This window comes from Actinoallomurus spadix (genome assembly GCF_024055725.1).
Taxonomy (GTDB): Bacteria; Actinomycetota; Actinomycetes; order Streptosporangiales; family Streptosporangiaceae; genus Actinoallomurus; species Actinoallomurus spadix.
Genome location: NZ_JAMXMX010000010.1, coordinates 22,454 through 40,536 on the forward strand (window position 1 = coordinate 22,454; position 18,083 = coordinate 40,536).

14 protein-coding genes and 4 tRNA genes are annotated in these 18,083 nt (G+C 66.4%); 11 read left to right on the top strand and 7 right to left on the bottom strand.

All coding sequences use genetic code 11. The features are described from left to right. The first annotated feature begins 51 nt into the window (after positions 1 to 51). The 3 genes from NE235_RS16645 to NE235_RS16655 are packed head-to-tail and all read left to right on the top strand — an operon-like array spanning position 52 to position 5,988. Positions 52 to 1,605, top strand: a complete 1,554-nt coding sequence (locus tag NE235_RS16645; RefSeq protein ID WP_308206092.1) for a class I SAM-dependent DNA methyltransferase — start codon at positions 52 to 54, stop codon at positions 1,603 to 1,605. Beyond that, on the top strand, positions 1,598 to 2,809 hold the full coding sequence (locus NE235_RS16650; protein ID WP_252803789.1) for a restriction endonuclease subunit S: 1,212 nt from the start codon (positions 1,598 to 1,600) through the stop codon (positions 2,807 to 2,809). Before NE235_RS16645 ends, NE235_RS16650 begins: the two co-directional genes overlap by 8 nt. Beyond that, on the top strand, positions 2,806 to 5,988 hold the full coding sequence (locus NE235_RS16655; RefSeq protein WP_252803790.1) for a type I restriction endonuclease subunit R: 3,183 nt from the start codon (positions 2,806 to 2,808) through the stop codon (positions 5,986 to 5,988). The genes NE235_RS16650 and NE235_RS16655 overlap by 4 nt, the downstream gene beginning before the upstream one ends. Positions 5,989 to 6,277: 289 nt before the next feature. On the opposite strand, the gene NE235_RS16660 is transcribed toward NE235_RS16655, so the two are convergent. Next, positions 6,278 to 6,353 (bottom strand) — tRNA-Lys (locus tag NE235_RS16660). A gap of 518 nt (positions 6,354 to 6,871) precedes the next feature. Beyond that, entirely contained in the window at positions 6,872 to 8,023 is a 1,152-nt protein-coding gene (locus tag NE235_RS16665) for an acyl-CoA dehydrogenase family protein (RefSeq protein ID WP_252803792.1), read from the bottom strand. 158 nt (positions 8,024 to 8,181) lie between these two features. Here NE235_RS16665 and NE235_RS16670 point away from each other — a divergent pair, with 158 nt between their 5' ends. Continuing rightward, positions 8,182 to 8,460: a PspC domain-containing protein gene (locus NE235_RS16670; RefSeq protein ID WP_252803794.1), complete on the top strand. Its 279-nt coding sequence runs from the start codon at positions 8,182 to 8,184 to the stop codon at positions 8,458 to 8,460. A gap of 8 nt (positions 8,461 to 8,468) precedes the next feature. On the opposite strand, the gene NE235_RS16675 is transcribed toward NE235_RS16670, so the two are convergent. Continuing rightward, on the bottom strand, positions 8,469 to 9,734 hold the full coding sequence (locus NE235_RS16675) for an MFS transporter (RefSeq protein WP_252803796.1): 1,266 nt from the start codon (positions 9,732 to 9,734) through the stop codon (positions 8,469 to 8,471). A 116-nt stretch (positions 9,735 to 9,850) separates the two neighbouring features. Further along, the gene (locus NE235_RS16680) at positions 9,851 to 10,192 is read right to left on the bottom strand and encodes a metallopeptidase family protein (protein ID WP_252803797.1); all 342 of its coding nucleotides are present in this window, start codon (positions 10,190 to 10,192) and stop codon (positions 9,851 to 9,853) included. A gap of 29 nt (positions 10,193 to 10,221) precedes the next feature. Between NE235_RS16680 and NE235_RS16685 the strand changes: the two genes are divergently transcribed. From NE235_RS16685 to NE235_RS16710, 6 genes are all read left to right on the top strand, one after another. Further along, a complete protein-coding gene (locus NE235_RS16685) occupies positions 10,222 to 11,784 on the top strand; it encodes a metallophosphoesterase family protein (protein ID WP_252803799.1) in 1,563 nt (520 codons plus the stop codon). 96 nt (positions 11,785 to 11,880) lie between these two features. After that, a tRNA-Glu gene (locus NE235_RS16690) sits at positions 11,881 to 11,953 on the top strand. Between the two features lie 38 nt (positions 11,954 to 11,991). Further along, positions 11,992 to 12,066 (top strand) — tRNA-Asp (locus NE235_RS16695). Positions 12,067 to 12,090: 24 nt separating this feature from the next. Continuing rightward, positions 12,091 to 12,164 (top strand) — tRNA-Phe (locus NE235_RS16700). 319 nt (positions 12,165 to 12,483) lie between these two features. Then, positions 12,484 to 13,020 (top strand): tetratricopeptide repeat protein, encoded by a 537-nt coding sequence (locus NE235_RS16705; protein ID WP_252803801.1) that lies wholly within the window; start codon positions 12,484 to 12,486, stop codon positions 13,018 to 13,020. A gap of 113 nt (positions 13,021 to 13,133) precedes the next feature. Next, complete coding sequence (locus NE235_RS16710) at positions 13,134 to 13,601, top strand: hypothetical protein (protein WP_252803803.1); 468 nt, start codon at positions 13,134 to 13,136, stop codon at positions 13,599 to 13,601. Positions 13,602 to 14,285: 684 nt separating this feature from the next. Here the strand turns inward: NE235_RS16710 and NE235_RS16715 are convergent. Then, positions 14,286 to 14,684: a type II toxin-antitoxin system VapC family toxin gene (locus NE235_RS16715; RefSeq protein ID WP_252803805.1), complete on the bottom strand. Its 399-nt coding sequence runs from the start codon at positions 14,682 to 14,684 to the stop codon at positions 14,286 to 14,288. Next, the gene (locus NE235_RS16720) at positions 14,669 to 14,926 is read right to left on the bottom strand and encodes a type II toxin-antitoxin system Phd/YefM family antitoxin (RefSeq protein WP_252803807.1); all 258 of its coding nucleotides are present in this window, start codon (positions 14,924 to 14,926) and stop codon (positions 14,669 to 14,671) included. The genes NE235_RS16715 and NE235_RS16720 overlap by 16 nt, the downstream gene beginning before the upstream one ends. A gap of 1,105 nt (positions 14,927 to 16,031) precedes the next feature. Between NE235_RS16720 and NE235_RS16725 the strand changes: the two genes are divergently transcribed. Then, positions 16,032 to 17,291: an NAD(P)/FAD-dependent oxidoreductase gene (locus NE235_RS16725; RefSeq protein ID WP_252803809.1), complete on the top strand. Its 1,260-nt coding sequence runs from the start codon at positions 16,032 to 16,034 to the stop codon at positions 17,289 to 17,291. On the opposite strand, the gene NE235_RS16730 is transcribed toward NE235_RS16725, so the two are convergent. Continuing rightward, a complete protein-coding gene (locus NE235_RS16730; protein ID WP_252803811.1) occupies positions 17,173 to 18,078 on the bottom strand; it encodes a hypothetical protein in 906 nt (301 codons plus the stop codon). The genes NE235_RS16725 and NE235_RS16730 overlap by 119 nt on opposite strands. Positions 18,079 to 18,083 lie beyond the last annotated feature (5 nt).

Below are 18,083 nucleotides of genomic sequence, written 5' to 3' on the forward strand. Positions count from 1 at the left end.
CCCCGAAAGAAAACACCCCCCGGCCAGGGCGAACTGCCCGGCGTATCGACGATGACGGAGCTGAAGGACATCCTCTGGAAGTCCGCCGACAAGCTCCGCGGCTCCATGGACGCCGCCCAGTACAAGGACTTCGTCCTCGGCCTCGTCTTCCTCAAGTACGTCTCCGACTCCTTCGAGGAACGCCGCCGCCAGATCCGCGACGAACTGATCGCCGACGGCGTACCCGAGTCCCGGCACGAGTCCTTCCTCGACGACAAGGACGAGTACGACCGCGAAGGCATCTTCTGGGTGCCCGAAGGCGCCCGCTGGGCCGACCTCGCCGCCCAGGCCAAATCCGGCGCGATCGGCCAGCTCATCGACGCCGCGATGTACGCCATCATGAAGGCGAACGCCTCACTCACCGGCGTCCTACCCAAGATCTTCAACCGGGACAACGTCGACCAACGCCGCCTCAGCGAACTCGTCGACCTGATCAGCGACGCCCGCTTCACCGGCCACGACGGCAAATCCGCCCGCGACGTCCTCGGCGAGGTCTACGAGTACTTCCTGGAGAAGTTCGCCCGCGCCGAAGGCAAGCGCGGCGGCGAGTTCTATACACCGTCCAGCGTCGTCAAGGTCCTCGTCGAGATCCTCGAACCGTACAAGGGATCGGTGTACGACCCGTGCTGCGGATCAGGCGGCATGTTCGTGCAGGCCGAGAAGTTCGTCCTCAGCCACCGTGGCAAGCGCGACGACATCGCCATCTACGGCCAAGAGGCCAACGAGCGGACCTGGCGGCTGGCTAAAATGAACCTGGCCATCCACAGCCTCCGCGGCGACCTGTCCCCACGCTGGGCCGACACCTTCTACGAGGACAAGCACCCCGACCTCAAAGCCGACTACGTGATGGCCAACCCGCCGTTCAACATGTCGGACTGGTACCGCAAGACCGACGACCCCCGCTGGCGCTTCGGCACCCCACCCGCAAGCAACGCGAACTTCGCCTGGATGCAGCACATCATCTCCAAGCTCGGTACGCGTGGCAGCGCCGGCATCGTCATGGCCAACGGCTCGATGTCCTCCAAGCAGTCCGGCGAAGGCGAAATCCGCGCCGCCATGGTCGAAGCCGACCTGGTCGCCTGCATGGTCGCCCTACCGCCGCAGCTCTTCCGTACAACTCAGATCCCCGCCTGCCTGTGGTTCTTCGCCAAAGACAAAAGCTCACGAGGCGGCCACACCGACCGTCGAGGCCAGGTCCTCTTCATTGACGCCCGAAACATGGGCACGATGCTCGATCGCACCGAGCGCATCCTCACTGACGACGACATTGCCAAAATCGCAGGTGCGTACCACGCCTGGCGCGGCACCCGCAGCGCCCGCGACGCCGGTCTGACGTATGCCGACGAACCCGGCTTCTGTTACTCAGCCACTCAGGACGAGATCCGTACTCAGGACCGCATCCTGACCCCTGGCCGCTACGTCGGCGCCGCCGAAGTCGACGACGGTGACGACGAACCCATCGCCGACAAGATCGAACGCCTCACCAAAGAACTCCTCGGCCACTTCGACACCTCATACCGCCTTGAGCAGGCCATCCGCACCAAACTGGAGCGCATTGATGTCTGATCTCGTGAAGCTCGGCGACTATGTTGAACTCCTGACCGGATTTCCATTTAAGAGTTCTGGATATTGTGGCGCTAATGAGCCAGGAATCCGCCTCTTGCGTGGTGATAATATCGGCCAGGGGAGAATTCGCTGGGAAGGGGTCAAGTTTTGGCCTGCAGGCAACCATGCGGCCTACCTGCAATATCAATTGCAGGTAGGAGACGTAGTTCTAGCGATGGATCGTCCATGGATTGAAGCTGGGCTAAAATATGCAGAAATCCGCCCCGAGGATATGCCGAGCCTTCTGGTCCAACGCGTAGCGCGATTGCGTGCACTGCCAGGATTGAATCAAAAGTATCTCAAATATCTAATCGGCAGTAAACCATTTATCGATTACATTCTCGGAACACAGACGGGAACGGCGATTCCTCATATCAGTGGCCGTCAAATCAGGGATTTCGAGTTCGCCCTGCCTAGCACTCACACCCAGAGGGCGATCGGCGATATTCTCGGCACGCTCGACGACAAGATCGCCGTCAACGACCGTATCGCTACAACGTACGAGAAAATCCTCCGCCTAGAATTCGAGGCTCTTAAAGTCGATGTGGAGCCAGAGCTGCAGGATTCCATTCCTGCATCTGACGTGATCGAATTCAATCCTCGCCTTCGAGTGTCAAATTCTGTAGATGCTGTATACCTTGAAATGGCGGCCCTACCGACAACAACGGCTCGTGTCGATGATTGGGCTAGGCGCCCGCCAAAGTCGGGAACGCGCTTCATGAACGGTGATACCGTCATGGCTCGTATCACGCCATGTCTAGAGAATGGGAAGACCGCATACATCGACTTCCTCGAAGAGGGAGAGGTTGGCATAGGATCCACCGAGTTCATTGTCATGCGGACTCGTGCGCCCTACCCAACGCACCTATCATATTTTTTGGCGAGAAGCCCGCGCTTCCGGAGTCATGCAATTCGCAATATGGTCGGATCATCTGGACGTCAACGCGTCTCTGCCATGTCCCTCACAGACTTTCCGCTCAGGCGGCCACACGAAAATGACCTCGCTAGATTTGGTGAGGCTACGTCAAAGGCTTTTGCCCATATGAAGTCGATCGGTTTGGAGTCTAAGACGCTCGCTGAGCTACGGGACACGTTGCTACCGAAGTTGATGTCGGGGGGAATTCGGGTTCGGGACGCGGAGAGGCTCGTGGAGGACGCGGCATGAGTGGGTACAGCGAGGCGGACCTCGAGAACGACGTTCTGGAGGTCCTGGCCGAGCTCGGCTGGGAGCCTCGGGAAGGGAAGCACATTGCCAAGGGCTCGGGCGAGCGCGAGTCCTGGAGTGAGCTGATCATCCCAGGTCGGTTGCGGGAATCGATCGTGAAGATCAACCCGGAGTTGCCGACGGCATCGGTGGATGAGGTCATGGACCTCGTCATGTCTCCCAAGTCGCAGGATGTCCGGAGCGAGAACTTCCGTATCCACGAGTACCTGACGCGAGGCATCCGGGGGATCAGCTTCACCGACGAGTACGGCGCTGAGCAGCATCCGACCATTCATCTGATCGACCGCGCCGACCCGTACAACAACGATTTTCTGGCGGTGCGGCAGGTCACGGTGGTCGACGGGGACACCCGGCGGCGCTTCGACGTGGTGCTGTACCTCAACGGCCTGCCGGTGGCGATCTTCGAGTTGAAGAAGGCCGGCGACGAGCACGCGACGCCGGAGACCGCGCACGCCCAGCTGATCGATTATGTGCGGGACGTCTGGCAGGCGTTCCGCTGCAACGTGATTTGCCTGGCCTCGGATGGCCTGCGCGCCAAATACGGTACGGCGTTCACCCCGTACAACCACTTCGCGCCGTGGAACGTCGACGATGAGGGCAAGCCGGTGGAGCAGCCCGCCGAGACGTGGGAGGAATCGGAGCTGGTTTTAACGCTGTATGGCCTGTTCGACCCTCGGCGGTTCGTTGAACTGCTGGACGGCTACGTCGCGTTCGCGCAGTCGGATGCCGGCCTGCTGAAGCGGCTAGCGAAGCCGCACCAGTACTTCGCGGTGTCCAAGGCGATCGACAAGACCGTAGAGGCGGTGCGCAGCAACGGTAAGGCCGGGGTCGTCTGGCACACCCAAGGGTCCGGCAAGTCGATGGAGATGGAGCTGTACTCCAACCAGGTGCTCAAGCACCCCTCCCTCGGCAACCCCACGATCGTGGTGATCACCGACCGTACGGACCTGGACGACCAGCTGTTCGACGGGTTCAACGCCAGTGAACTTCTGCCGGAAAAGCCGGTTCAGGTGACCAGCCGGGAAGAGCTGCGTACGGAGCTGACCAACCGGCGCACCGGCGGGATCTTCTTCACCACGTTGCAGAAGTTCGGCCGCACGAAGGAGGAACGGGAGGCCGGGAAGGCGCACCCGCTGCTGTCGGACCGGCGGAACATCATCGTGATCGTCGATGAGGCGCACCGCAGCCACTACGACAGCCTGAACGGGTACGCCCGGCATCTGCGGGACGCCCTCCCGTACGCCACGTTGATCGCTTTCACCGGCACGCCGATCTCCGAAGCCGAACGTGACACCCGGCAGGTGTTCGGCGACTACATCGACATCTATGACCTCACCCGGGCCGTCAACGACGGCGCGACCGTCCCGGTCTACTACGAGAGCCGGTTGATCCCGGTCAGCCTGCCCGCAGGGGCCGACGCGGAGAAGCTCGACGAGGAGGCCGACCGGGCAACCGAAGGCCTCGACGACTCCGAACGCCGGAGGGTCGAGCAGGCCGCCGCCGTGCTCAACGCCGTGTACGGTGCCCCGGCGCGCCTGAAGAAGCTGGCCGCCGACGTCGTCGCCCACTGGGAGGCGCGGTCGCAGGCAATGAAGGAGTTCATCGACGCGCCCGGCAAGGCGATGATCGTATGCAATACCCGAGAGATCTGCGCGAACCTCTATCAGGAGATCATCAGCCTCAGACCCGACTGGCACTCCGACGCTATCGACAAGGGCAAGATCAAAGTCGTCTACAGCGCCGACCGCCGTGACTCCGATCTGCTGAAGGCCCATCACCTTCGGCCGTCGCAGCACAAGGCGATCCAGCGGCGGATGAAAGATCCGGACGACACCCTTGAGCTGATCATCGTCAAGGACATGCTTCTCACCGGGTTCGACGCCCCGCCGCTGCACACGCTGTACCTGGACCGGTCGATGCGGGGGGCGCAGCTCATGCAGACCCTCGCGCGGGTGAACCGCACGTTCCGTAACAAGCAGGACGGCTTGATGGTCGGGTACGCGCCACTGCACGAGAACCTGCTCGCCGCCCTGGCCGAGTACACCAGCGACGACCGGCAGCAGAAGCCGATGGGCAAGGACCTCGAAGAGGCGCTGGCCAAGGTACGTGACCTCGTCGACGTCATCGGCAACATCCTGCTCGCCGACTACCCGTGGCGGGAGAGGCTTCGGTCCGGAGGCAAGCGCGCCTATCGGGAGACCGTACGGGGGGCAACGAACCACCTGCGCGATCCAAAGAACCCGGCCAATCAGGTCGCCGATCCGGAGCCGACGCTCAAGGAGCGGTTCACCCGGGAGGCTGCGCGGCTGGCCCGGTTCTACGCGCTGTGCCAGAGCAGCGGTGAACTCAACGACCTCCGCGACGACATCGCCTTCTTCCGTGAGGTACGGGTGTGGGTGGTCAAGTTCGATGCCGCCGAGCGCCAGTCCGAAGGAAGGCCGATTCCCGCCGACGTCGAGTTGTACCTGAAACAGCTCACTGCGGGGGCGATCGAGGCTGGCGACGTCACCGATCTGTTCTCCGCGGCCGGGCTGGAACGGCCGGACCTGTCGAATCTCGACGATGAGTACATCAAGCGGATGCAGGAGGCCAAGAACCCGGCCCTGGCGATCGAGGCGCTGCGTCGGCTAGTGCAGCAGGAGATGCGCAAGGTCACCAAGCACAACATCGTACGGCAGCAAAGCTTCTCCGACCGGCTGCTGGAGCTGATGCGCAAGTACACCAACCAGAACCTCACCGCAGCGGAGATCATCGCCGAGCTGGTCGCGATGGCCAGAGAGGTCGCCGCCGATGCCGATCGCGGCAAGCGGTTCACGCCGGAACTCACCTCCGACGAACTCGCCTTCTACGACGCGGTCGCCGCGAAGGATCGCGTCAAACTGCTGATGGGGGAGGGCAAGCTCGCCGACATCGCCCGCGATCTGGTCAGGGCGGTGCGGAACAACCTGTCCACCGACTGGACCGCCCGCGACGACGTGCAGGCCAAACTCCGCTCCATCATCAAGCGGCTGCTCGCCAAGCACGGCTACCCGCCCGAGGAGGAGAAGGACGCGATCGACAAGGTCATCCGCCAACTGGAGACCTTCGCTGACGAGTGGGCACCTGGGGCGGATTCGTAGCCTCCCCCCAGACCGCCGGCGTTTGGCGAACAATCACCGGCTGGCCTGCGCAGGTGGCCGGCCCGGATCCCGTCTGCGGCGACGGCGGCCGTTCCACGTCGTGCTGCGGTCGCGACGCCAGTGTCAGCGCGGTCGCCCGGCGGATAGTTATGCAACAGGCAGCACACCGCCGGATGGCCGTCCTGCACAAGATCGGAACAAACGAGCACCCAGGGAGCACCCGCGGCCCCGAAACGATCATTACAAGATCCGCCGGACCGGAGAAACCGCAGGTCAACGGCCAGGTGAGTGGTAGGGCGCCTGGGACTCGAACCCAGAACCTATGGATTAAAAGTCCACAGCTCTGCCAATTGAGCTAACGCCCCGCTGACACCTGAGCGTACCGGAGGCACCGTACACCCCGCGCGCCGAATACCCGTGGGCGGAGGGCCTCCGTGGCGCCCCGATGGCGAGGCGGGCCGTACGAGGGCGGGCGTGCCCGCCGGAAGCGCGTGCGACGGCTCGGCCGCGAAGCCGTGCGCACGCCGCTCCTCGGCGAGCCGACCGAAGGGCGGTCGCCGAAGCCTGCCCGCGTCACCCGCTGGTGGGAGCGGACGCCGGAGCGTGCACCCGCGGGAACGCGGTCAGGCGGCCCGGAAGCCTCGGGATAGTGCGGCCGGGGCGCCGACGTCGCTCTGGACGGCCCCGGATCCGGCCGGTGAGCGGGGCGTCGTCACGGTCCGACCTCCCTCGAAGCAGTGGTTCCCCGGTCGATCGGATCCTGCTCTGCTCATCGCCAGGGCAGACATTCCCGTGCGCGCGTGCCCGTGAAACCTGGGCTCACGTTCCCCTGATCAGGCTATATGCCGCAATTTGCCGGATCTTGGCGGCCACGGCGAGCCGATCAACGGTAGGCGGACAGACCGGTGATCGCCTCGCCCAGCACCAGGGTGTGGACCTCCTGGGTGCCCTCGTACGTCAGGACGGACTCGAGGTTCGTCATGTGCCGGATCACCGGGTACTCCAGGGTGACGCCGTTCGCGCCGAGGACGGACCGGGCCTGGCGGGCGATGTCGAGCGCGGCCCGTACGTTGGCGAGCTTGCCGAACGACACCTGCTGCGGCGTGACCTTCCCGGCCTCCTTGAGCCGCCCGATGTGCAGGGCGACCAGCCCGGCCTGGCCCAGCGCCACCTCCATCCAGGCGAGCTTCTCCTGGGTGAGCTGGAACCCGCCGATCGGCCGGCCGAACTGCTCGCGCGTACGGGCGTACTCGACGGCCGTCTCGTAGCAGGAGCGGCCGGCGCCGATCGCGCCCCAGATGATGCCGTACCGCGCCTCCGACAGGCAGCCCAGCGGCCCCCTGAGCCCCCGGACGCCGGGCAGCGTCGCGTCCTCCGGCAGGCGCACGTCGTCGAGGCTCAGCTCAGAGGTCACGGACGCGCGCAGCGACAGCTTCTTGTGGACGTCCCGGGTGGTGAACCCCGGCGTGCCGCGCGGCACGAGGAACCCGCGGACGCCGTCGTCCGTACGGGCCCACACGACGGCGACGTCGGCGATCGAGCCGTTCGTGATCCACATCTTGGAGCCGTTGAGGATCCAGTCGGAGCCCTCGCGCTTGGCGTGGGTGCGCATGTTCGCGGGATCGGAGCCGTGGTCGGGCTCGGTCAGCCCGAAGCAGCCGATGGCCCGGCCCGCCGCCATGCGGGGCAGCCACTCCTGCTTCTGCTCCTCCGAGCCGTACTTGTGGATCGCCGACATGGCGAGGGACCCCTGCACGGACACGAAGCTGCGCAGCCCCGAGTCGGCGGCCTCCAGCTCCCGGCAGGCGACGCCGTACGCGACCGCGCCCGCCCCGGGGCAGCCGTACCCCGACAGGTGCATCCCGAGGAACCCCAGCTCCCCCAGCTCGGGCGCGAGCTCGGCCGCCGGGAAGACGCCCTCCTCGAACCAGTCGGCGACGTGCGGCTCGATCCGGTCGGCGGCGTACCGCCGGGCGGTGTCGCGGACCAGGCGCTCCTCGTCCGTGAGCTGATCGTCCACACGCAGCAGATCCATCGGTCCTCCCAGGAGCTCGCGGACGCCGGGAGAGCGGAGGGGGACGCCCGCAGGCACAGCGTACGTCGGCGCGCCGATCCGGCGGTCAGGGGGCTCTCAGGGACGCGTCAGGGCAACCCCTCATGGTGGAAGGCCCCGTCCGCGGGCACCATCGAAGCATGAACGAGAACACCCCTCACACCGGCTCCGGCGACGCTCCGCGCCGCCTCACCCGCACCCGCGACGGGCGCATGATCACGGGCGTCTGCTCCGGCGCCGGCGCGTACTTCGGCGTCGACCCCACGATCGTACGGATCGTCTTCGCCGTCCTGACCCTCCTGACCAGCGGCGCCGGCATCCTGCTGTACGTCGCCGGCACGCTGATCATCCCGGAGGAGGGCAAGGAGACGTCGATCGCCCAGGACCTCATCAACAAGCAGACCAAGGGCGTCGGGTAGCCGCCGGATCAGGCGGCGGCGCTCATCGCGCGCTCCTGGTTCGACGCGATCACCTCTCCCCTGATCCGCGTCCACGACATCGCCAGCATCGTCGCGGCCGACAGGCCGGAGATCCCCGCGAGGGCGACGACGGGCTCCGGGCCCAGCACCTGGGCCAGCGCCCCGCCGATGAGGATGCCGATGCCCTGGCTGGCCAGGATGCCCGACTGCGCCAGCCCGAACGCCTGACCGCGGCCGTCCGGCGGCACGGCGGCGACGTACGCGGCGTTCGCCGCCAGCTGGTAGGCGCTGCCGACCCCGGACAGCGCCAGCAGCACGATGACGACCCACAGCGGCGGCCGCAGGCCGGTGCCCAGCAGCGGCGCGCAGGACAGCATCGCCATCCAGCCCATGAACCGCAGGCGGTCGTCGGGGCGGACGAACCGGCTGTACGCCAGCGAGCCGAGCACCATGCCGCACGGCATCGCCGACATCAGCAGCCCGACGAACACCGGACCCGCGCCGAACGTCTTCGCGTACGGCGCGGCGAGCCCTTCCGGCAGCACGTAGAACCCGCACAGCCACGCGAAGCACACCAGGGGCCGGAGCGTACGGTCCCGGAAGACCAGCCGCGCGCCGTCCCGTGTGATCGCCCACAGGGACGGGCGCTTGCGGCTCTCCGCCCGCGGCGCGGGCCGCGCCCGCACCCCGGCCAGCAGGATGACCGCGGAGGCCGCGAAGGTCGCCGCGTCGACCGCGAGCGCCTGGTGCGCGCCCACCGCGAAGATCACCGCGCCGCCCACCAGGAACCCCAGCATCTGCGTCAGCTGATGGGTGATGTTGTTGATCGCCGAACCGACGACGTACATGTCACCGGGCAGCACCTCCGTCAGCAGCGCGGCGCGCGCGGCGGTGAACGGGGCGCCCAGGAGGACCGTCCAGAAGATCAGGAAGCACAGCACCGCGAACGGCAGGTGCTGCAGTGCCATCAGCGCCACGATGCCCGTACGGGCGACGTCACACACGATCATGACGCGGCGGCGCGGGAGCAGGTCGGCCAGCACCGACAGGACGGGCCCGCCCATGATCGACGGAAGGTAGGTCAGGGCGTACGCGACGGCCGTTCGCAACGCCGAATGGGTGTTGTTGTAGACGAGAACCGCGAGAGCGATCTGGGCGAGCTGGTCGCCGATGTACGACAGCGTCTGGGCCAGCCAGATCGAGCGGAACTCACCGACGCCGAAAACCTCGTGATAGGTGACCTGGCGATCGAAGGCCCGCCGATGTCTTCCCACGCGCGCTCCCCTGCCGGTGAACGTCGTCCGGCCGCCTTTGCCAAGCGGCCGGTCGGTCTGCCGGACATTATCTCACGCTGCGTTCAAAACGCGTGACCCAACGTGCACAATCGGGATCACCAGCCAAGTTCGTGCAATCGATCGTCGTCGATCCCGAAGTGGTGGGCGATCTCGTGCACCACGGTGGTGCGCACCTCTTTCACCAGGTCATCACGGTTACGGCTGATCATCTGCAGCGGTCGGCGATAGAGCGTGATGCGGTCGGGCAGGTACCCCGCGTACGTGTCACCCCGCTCGGTCAGCGGCACCCCCTCGTACAGCCCCAGGAGCCCGCGTTCCGGCGCGTCGTCCTCGACCAGCACCACCACATTCCGCATGAGACCGGTCAGGTCGGACGGGATCGTGTCGAGCGCCTCGCCGACCAGATCCTCGAACTCTTCCCGCGTTACCTCGATCACGTCGCCATTGTGCGTGGATCCTTGCCGTCGTGAGCATACGTACCAACGTGTTGATCCGAGCATGGAACGAACTGCGGCGGTTCCTCGCCCGCCCCTGGATACGCCTCACCGGACGCGTCACGGCCGTCATCGCGGTCGGACTGGTCGGCGGCTGGATCGGCCTCCTGGCCGGCGGGCACACCCGGACCGACGTCGGCCCCGCCGAGGTGAACCTCGCCCTCCGTCCCTCCACGTCCGGCGGCACCGTCATCGACATCCCGCCGCTGGGCACCCTCCGCCTGAACAGCCACGCCGGCCCCGTCCGGATCGAGGCCCAGGTCACCCGGCTCCGGCCCGACCGCGCCCGCACCCTCATCGACGACCCCGCCGCCGTCACCCGCCTCTCCGACACGATCGGCGGGGACGTACGGCACGCGTTCATCGTCATGGCGGTCAAGGCGGCCGCCGCCGCCCTCGCCTGCGCCGCCCTCGCCGGGTTCCTCATCTTCCGCAGCTGGCGCCGTACGGTGGGGACGGCCGCCGGCGCGCTCAGCGGGCTGGTCACCGTCGGCCTGATCGGCGGCCTGACATTCAACCCCGAGTCGATCGCCGAACCCCGCTTCACCGGGATCCTCGCCAGCGCCCCGCAGGTCGTCGGCGACGCCAAGACGATCGTGTCGCGCATCGGGGCGTACCGCGAGCAGCTCGCCCGGCTCGTCGGCAACATGTCCCGCCTGTACGACGTGACGTCCACACTCCCCACGTACGAGCCGGACCCCACCACCATCCGCGTCCTGCACGTCTCCGACATCCACCTCAACCCGGTCGCCTGGACCGTCATCCGCCAGGTCGTGGACCAGTTCCACATCCAGGTCATCGTCGACACCGGCGACCTGACCGACCACGGGACCAAGGCCGAGGACAAGTTCGCGAACAGCATCGGCAAGCTCAAGGTCCCGTACGTCTTCATCAAGGGCAACCACGACTCCCCGGAGAACGAAAAGGCCGTACGCCGCCAGAAGAACGCCGTCGTCCTCGACGACAGGATCGCCAGCGTCGCCGGCCTGCGCATCTTCGGCACGCCCGACCCGCGCTTCACCCCCGACAAGACGACCCGTGACGACGACGTCAACGGCCCGCAGATGCTCGCGTACGGGCGGACCGCCGTGCAGAAACTACGCGCCCTCGGCCAGAACCCCGACCTCGTCCTCGCCCACGACCCGAACGAGGGCACGGCGTTCGACGGCACCGCCCCGCTCATCCTGTCCGGCCACACGCACCGGCGCTGGACCCGGCTCCTGCCCGGAGGAACCCGGCTGTTCGTCCAGGGCTCGACCGGCGGCGCCGGCATGCGCGGCCTCGAACACGAACAACCCACTCCCATCGAGATGTCGGTCCTGTACTTCAACCAGGCCAGCCACCGGCTCCAGGGCTGGGACGACATCCAGCTGGGTGGTCTAGGTCTCACCTCCGCCCAGATCGAGCGCACCCTGGAATCCAAACCGGACCGGCCGATAAGCCCCCCACCAGCACAGACACCCACCGGGACGCCACTCACCCCCAGCCCCTCCCCAACCCCGTCCCGGCCCTCCCAGGCGGGCGGCCCGCGTTAGGGAGGGAATCCACTTTGGTGGTTGGGGCGGTTGTCCCCTATGCTGACGGAGTCCCCGACGGCAGGCGCCAAGGGCAACGGCGGCCAGGCCGTCGGAGTCCCCATCGTCTAGCGGCCTAGGACTCCGCCCTTTCAAGGCGGCAGCGCGGGTTCGAATCCCGTTGGGGGCACGGTATCCTTTCGGGGGTACTACAAAGCAAGACAGCAAGGTCCTGTGGAGCAGCTAGGAGTGCTCGCCACCCTGTCAAGGTGGAGGCCGCGGGTTCAAATCCCGTCAGGACCGCTGAGGCGCCGTTCGGCGCCGCGCGGGCAGGTAGCTCAGTCGGTACGAGCGTCCGCCTGAAAAGCGGAAGGTCGGCGGTTCGACCCCGCCCCTGCCCACTCACCCCCTGGTGCTCGTCGATCTTCGATCGACTTCGCCGGGGGCTTTGTGTTTTCCCAGGGGGACGACCCCCTGGAACCCCCGATGCAGGGGCTCCGCCCCCGCACCCCGGCCCCTCGGTCACCTCATACAAGTGCCGGCTTCGGAAAAGCAGCATGGGCCCTCGATCTGACGCGGTCATCATGGGCCTGTGGATCCTGAGACGCTGTACGCGCGAGGCGAAAAAGCGTATTTCGACGGACGGATGGACGAGGCCGACCACCTTCTGCGGCAGGCGGCCGAGGCGGGCCACACCGACGCCGCCGCCCGTCTGGGCGGATGTATGACGAGGCCCGCCACAAGAGCGAGGCCATCCGGTGGTACCAAGCGGCCGCGGACCAGGGTGCCACCGACGCGATGATCAACCTTGCGTTCCTCCTTGAGGACGACGACCGCGAAGCGGCCCTCCGCTGGACCCGCCAAGCCGTCGCCCTCAGTCCCGATCTCACGGCCCGCTACAACCTCGGCGCCTTCCTCGAGGAAGATGGCCTGTTGGAAGAAGCGGAGCAGCGTTACCGGATGGCCGCTCAGGTGAACTTCCCTGCCGCCCGTAACCGTCTCGCCTGCCTGCTCAAGGGAACCGGACGCCTCGAAGAGGCGGAAGCCTGGTACCGCCGCGCACTGGACGAACGAACCGAATCATGTGACACCGCAGGCGATGACGACTACACAGCGAATACCACCATCATGTACAACCTCGCTGGGCTCTTGGAGGAGACCGGCCGACCGCAGGAGGCGCTGGGCCTGTACCGCCACGCTGCCGAAAGAGGCGACGCCGACGCCGGCCAGGACGTGGCCCGACTCGAACTGCGTTAGGAACCAACCGGTTCGGAAGGCCGCCTCGCGGCCTCCTCCAGACGCCCACTGGTGAGCCATGGCAGCAACCATGTACAGCGACTTCAGAACACGATCTGAATATACTGGGGTGCATGAGCACCACCGCGGACGCAGTCACCTTCTCCGATCTGTCCCGCAACCCCAAGTCCGTCGCCGAGCGCGCCTCGCGGCTTGGCCGGCTGCGGGTCACCCACCGCGACGCCCCCGACTTCTACCTCACCGCCGCCGACCGCGAAGAGCAGCGTGACGAGACGCTGACGACCGCATCGCGGATCTTCTTGGCGCTGATGAAGCACGACCCGAGCGCCCGCGCGCTGTTGCTCGCCATGCCTGACGTCTTCCCCTGGGTACGCCACCTGAGCACGGAAGAGGTCCGCGCCTTCACCGTCGAGCTGATCGACGCGCTGTCCGACGCCGCCGAACTCGACCTCGACACGAACGCCCAAGAAGTGATCACCGGCTGGCGCGCCACCGCGCGGATCAAGGCAGACCGCGCTCAGTACGAGGAGGCGCGCCGGCCGACCTCCGGCGACTTCGGTTCGGTCGAGGTCACGCCTTGAGCCCGAAGCGTGGGGACAGGGTCACCGTCCCGCCACCAGACGACGAGTGGGACGTCCGATTCGGTACCAGCGAGGCGGTACGCGGCTGGGAAGAGCTGTGCCGCCTCGCTCTGTCCAACACCCGCAGATGCCTGGACACCCTGCGCAGCGAGCCGCGCTCCCGGTCCAACCACGAGCGACAGCATCGTCTTCGCGGTGACCTCGCCACCCACCGCCATAACGGCCGCGATCTCTAACAGTGGGAATACGAGGTCACCAGCGGCGGCCGCGTCCGGTACGTGATCGACGATGACAGCCGCGCTGTCTGGGTCATCTACGCATCGCCTCGCCACCCCAAAGACACCGACCGTTGACGGCAACCGTGACGGCAACGTCGCCTTCGAGAGACACACGCTGGCACACATCGACCACCGTCTGACCTCGGCATGCGCACCGCGAAGAAGGGTGATGTCACTCCTGAAAAGCGGAAGGTCGGCGGTTCGACCCCGCCTCTGCCCACCATTGGTGACCTGAAGAAACAGCCCCGAGACACTTCGTCTCGAAGCTTTCTTGTGACGGCAGCCGCGGCAAGGGACGACCGTCCGCCTTTCGCATCACGGTCACCGCGGCACAACCCTTACCGGCGGCCCGGAGGGCAACAGATCCGGTGGCATGCCATGCCCAATACCGAACGTGACGAACGCTTCAGGCTTCGGCTGCGATCACCGAGGGAAGGTCGGCGAAGCGTGCCTTGGCATCACGGGACAGGATGGTCCGGCCGGTCTCTGCCGCGTGCGCCGCGATGATCAAGTCGTGTGCTCCCCGGGGGGTGCCGACGCGGCGGACGTGCGCTATCAGGCGGGCGTGATGGGCGGCCGTGTTGTCGGTGTAGTGGAGCACCTCGACCACCGAGGTGATCGTGGCGAGCGCACGAGAGCGGTCGGCGGCACGCGCGGCGGTGTCGGCCAGTTCTATACCGACGCGGTATTCGGCGATCGTCACGGCCGCGACGGCCAGGTCATCGTCGTCGAGGGTGCCCCGATCGATGGTGCCCCGTTCGTACGCGATCAGGAGGTTGGTGTCGAGGATCAGGCGTCGGCCCACGGATCCCGCTCCTCCGTCGTAAGCAGACCCAGAGCACTGTTGACGTCCTCGACGAACCGGTCATCGGGTGGTTCGATACCCTCCAGCGCTGCCCGCAGATCAGCGCCCGTACGGCGGTGCGCGGGACCGATCTCCGCAACCGGGCGGTTGCCTCGGGTGATGGTGATGGTTTCGCCGCGCTCGATGGCGTCGAGGAGGTCAGAGAACCTCCGGGAGGCTTCGGTTGCGGTCATCGTCCTCATGAGACCAGCATATCTGATTATCAGATTTATGTGATCGGCCAGCGTACTCGCAAGCGATACGCGCTGCTGCCCTCGATCACTCGCCCACACCCCTCCTCGACATCAGGGACGTTGCCCGCTGACGGCAACCGTGACGGCAACGTCGGCAGCCACTAGCGACCGCCGACGTACCCGGGCTGCCGTCCACCTCGGCGCGGACCCAGCGAGCGCGGTGGTCGTTACTCCTGAAAAGCGGAAGGTCGGCGGCCTTCGGGACGCGTGGCGTGTTCGAGTCGCTGCCGGGTGGCAACTACGATTCCGCGGACGCCGTCGTCGAGTGGGAAAGTCTCCTCACCGGAGACCGGTTTCCAGACACTTGTGCAGGCGGGGCAACGCCCGGGGCCTGGCCGAAATCACCGACGACGGGGGTTACGTCTTTGTGCTCTCACACCGGCCGGTCGACCCGTCGACGGCCATTTCTCGCCTTAAGAGGGTGATCTACACGACGAGCGAGTTCCGATTGTGTCGTCCCTCGCTCCTCAAACGACTCGAAAAGGATTCCTGCAGGAACAAAATTCCAATTCGGCGCCCACGCAGGCGGCATGGTGGTTCACCCACCCTCGCCCGGTCGCCCACCAACTGGTGACACCGTCCGGGCACGGCCTCCACGTGTGTGAGTGTGCGTCCGAGGCAGGTGCCGCGGCGGTCAAGCGATCGCAGCCGGTCGTCATCCCGAACGGCCTCGCAGTTCGCCGCCGTGCGGCCGACGGTTCCCCGGCACAGCGGCCTCCCGGCGCGCTGGGAGGCCGATGACGAACGTGGGCCGAATGGCATCCCGCGGTAGCGCGGCGGCCCGTTAGGCGCTTCTTGGTGGGCCGCCGGTACGCCGGGGACCGCTGCGTCTGGTAGGCAGCCCTGAGTCACAAGCAGACGAGACCGCACAATTTCGTGATGACGAACCGCACGGTGTCATCGATCTCGGAACGACGGGATTGACGGATGTCGCGAAAAAGTTTACACTGACGCCGGTCACATTTATCGCTAAATGTCGGTAACAGAAAACCGCTTCGTTAAATCGCCGATGATTTCGGTTTCTGTTTATCGAGTCGGGAGCAGCATAGTGGCCTTGGGGCACAAAGCAATCATCGTCGGCGGTGGAATAATCGGCTGCGCCATCGCGGAACGGATACGACACCGATTCTCCGGTGTGACGCTCGTCGAGTCGCAGTCGTCGCTGGGGCAGGGCGCGTCCTCGGCCGCGATCGGCGGCATCACCCCCCAGAGCGGCGACTTCTGCCTGGGCCCGGTGGGTGCGCTCGCCCAGCGCAGCCGCGAGCTCTATCCGTCCTGGCTGGCCCGGATCCGCGTGGAGTCGGGCGTCGACGTGCACGTCCTCGGAACCGGCCAGTTGCAGGTGGCGACGGATCCGGGCGAGCTACGCCGCCTGCACGGCAGCATGCTTCCCGCCCTCACCGCCCGCGGCGTCGACGTCGTCGCCCTGGACGCCGCGCAGGTGCGGCGCGCCGAGCCCGCGCTGACGGGAGACGTCCTCGGCGGTCTCCTGCTGCCGGATGAGCTCGCACTCGAACCGGCGCTGCTCATCGATGGGTTACGCGCCATGCTCCGCCGGGATCCCCGGGTGGACCTCCTGCTTCCGGCGGAGGTCACCGAGGTCTGGTCGGACGAGCACACCGCCGGCGTCGAACTGCGCGACGGTCGCCGGGTGTTCGGTGACGTGGTGGTGGTCGCTGCAGGCCATCTCAGCGACCGCCTACTCGGTTTCCCCCCGAACTGCCTGTTCCCCGTCAAGGGGCAGGCGGTCGAGTTCGCCGCGCCGGCCGCCGGCGGGCTGCGGCACCAGTGCTATGCGCTGATCCCCGTCCGCGGCCAGGAGCAGGGCGCGTACGTCGTGCCGCGTGCCGATGGCCGCGTCGTGGCCGGGGTGACCTACGAGAAAGGACTGGCCGACACCCGGCCGACACGGAACGGGCGGGAGGCCATCCTGTACGGCGTGACCACTCTGGTACCCCAGGCGGCCGACTGGCGGGTCGTCCGTCACTGGGCCGGCATCAGACCCGGCAGCGCGGACGGCGCGCCGGTGATCGGATACGTGGATCCGCACCACCGGCTCGTCGCCGCGACGGCGCACCATGGCCTGGGCATCACGCTCGCGCCGGTCACCGCCGACCTCGTAAGCGCCCTCGTCGAGGACGGCCCGATCGATGTCCAGCGTTCATTCGAACTGTCGCTGTGCGACCCCAGGCGTTTCATCCGAGTTCCGGATTCGGATCGGCCCGGAACGGCACGGCCATCCCCCACAGGTCGGCGAAACGGTCAGTTCTTTCCTTCAGCCGATCGCTTTCCAGCACAAGGCGGGTGTGCATGATCGTCGGACGCGTCCGGTCGCTCACCCGAACTGCCGGAATCGTCTCATAACTCACCACGCCGTCGAAGAGGATGAAATCCGACATCGATATCGGCGGCTGCGACGGGCCGGCGCGTGGCTTCAGCACGCGGACCTCGATACCGATGTAAGACTGGTAAACGCACATCTCCTGGAAATCGGGATCGTCACTCAGAGTCGGCCGGTCCAGGATGAACAGCCGTTTGATCGTCACGTTCCGCTGCTGTATCGCCTCCCGCTGCAGCTCCAGGTAGTGCTGGCCGAGGTCGCTGTTCCAGAACCCCCCGTCGAACCCGTCGCCGCCCGCGTCGACGGTCGTCAGGCTCGTGGCGTAGATGAACGACTCCGCGTTGCGCGCCAACCCGAGGATCCACTCGCGGTCCTCACCCTCGTAGGTGACGTCACTGCCGTCGCCGAGCTTCAGCAGCAACTGTGAGAGCCGGTTGATCTCACCCTGGGCGAACCGCTGTACGAGCTCCGGTGTGGCGCCGTCGATGCGGGTGGAGTTGCGGACGAGCTGCGTGACGGAATCGGTCTTCACCGCGGACATCTCGACCAGCCCGAACAGCTCCGTCGCGTCGCTGATCTTCCGGAACCCCTGATCGACGAGCTGCTCCATGACCTTGTGATGGCTGTGCTGCCGATGCTCGACGTCCTTCAGCCGGTCGTCGAACTCGATGACGAACTGCACCACCAGCAACACGCCGCTGATGAAGATCGACACGGTGATCTGCCACAGTTGCGGCTGGTCGGTGAGGTTGGTGATCACATACG